The organism is Marivita sp. S2033 (assembly GCF_046592965.1).
Taxonomy (GTDB): domain Bacteria; phylum Pseudomonadota; class Alphaproteobacteria; order Rhodobacterales; family Rhodobacteraceae; genus Marivita.
Map to the genome: position 1 here is coordinate 1 of NZ_JBISBV010000042.1, position 1,565 is coordinate 1,565.

At 63.4% G+C, this 1,565-nt stretch carries 1 protein-coding gene; it reads right to left on the reverse strand.

All coding sequences use genetic code 11. From position 1 onward, the window contains the following. A partial coding sequence (gene acs / locus ACGKZZ_RS17210) for an acetate--CoA ligase (protein WP_411224744.1) occupies positions 1-1,565 on the reverse strand: 1,565 nt, incomplete at both ends.

A 1,565-nucleotide genomic window follows, 5' to 3' on the forward strand; every position in this document is an offset into this window, starting at 1 on the left:
ACCTCGGCGGTGCCCATGCGGTGGCCCGAGACGTTGATCACGTCATCGACCCGCCCGGTGATCCAGTAATCGCCGTCGGCGTCGCGCTTGCAGCCGTCGCCCGAGAAGTAATAGCCCTTGTAGTCCGAGAAGTAGGTCTTCTCGAAGCGGTCGTGATCGCCCCAGATGGTGCGCATCTGGCCCGGCCAGCTGTCGCTCAGCGCCAGCACGCCCTCGGTGGGCGAGCTGTGGATTTCCTCGCCCGTCTGCGGATCGAGCACCACCGGGCAGACCCCGAAGAACGGCTTCATCGCCGCGCCCGGCTTGGTGGCATGCGCGCCCGGCAGCGGGGTCAGCAGGTGCCCGCCGGTTTCGGTCTGCCACCAAGTGTCGACGATCGGGCAGCGCCCGCCGCCGACCACGTCATTGTACCAGTTCCACGCCTCGGGATTGATCGGTTCGCCCACCGTGCCGAGGATTCGCAGCGAGCTTAGATCGCATTTCGTTACGAATTCCTTACCTTGCCCCATCAGGGCGCGAATGGCCGTCGGCGCGGTGTAGAACTGGTTAACTTTATGTTTCTCGCAGACCTGCCAGAAGCGGGAGGCATCGGGATAGGTCGGCACGCCCTCGAACATCACGGTGGTGGCGCCATTGGCCAGCGGGCCATAGACGATATAGCTGTGCCCGGTCACCCAGCCGACATCGGCGGTGCACCAGTAAACGTCGCCTTCATGATAATCGAAGGTAATCTCATGCGTCATGGCGGCGTAAACCAAATATCCACCACTTGAATGTACAACACCCTTGGGCTGGCCGGTGCTGCCCGATGTGTACAGGATGAAAAGGGGATCTTCGGCATTCATTTCGACAGGGGCGGAATAGTCATCCGCCTCCAGCGCCATCTCGTTGTAGTCAAAGTCGCGGTCGGCGATCCAGGTGGTCTGGCCGCCGGTGCGCTTGACCACGAGGCATTTTACGCTGTCCTTGCAATGCAGCAGGGCGGCATCGGCATTGGATTTGAGCGGCGTCTTGCGCCCGCCGCGCGGCGCTTCGTCGGCGGTGATGACCACCTTGGCGTCGGACCCGTTGATGCGGGCGCTGAGCGCGTCGGGGGAGAAGCCGGCAAAGACGATGGAATGGATCGCGCCGATGCGCGCGCAGGCGAGCATGGCATAGGCGGCCTCGGGGATCATCGGCAGGTAGATCACCACCCGGTCGCCACGGCGCACGCCCAGCGTCTCGAGGATGTTGGCCATCTTGCAGACGTTGCGGTGCAGCTCGCGGTAGGTGATGTGCTTGGCAGGCTCGTCGGGATCATCGGGCTCAAAGATGATCGCGGTCTGGTCGCCGCGGGTCTCCAGATGCCGGTCGACACAGTTCGCGGCCACGTTCAGCACGCCATCGGCGTACCAGTTGATCTTGACCTGACCGAGGGTGAAATCGACATCCTTGATCTGGCTCGGCGCCTTGATCCAGTCCAGCCGCTCCGCCGCCTCGGCCCAGAACGCCTCGGGCTCGGACACCGAACGCGCATACATCTCCTCGTACCGCGCCGCATCAACATGCGCGTTCGATACGATGTC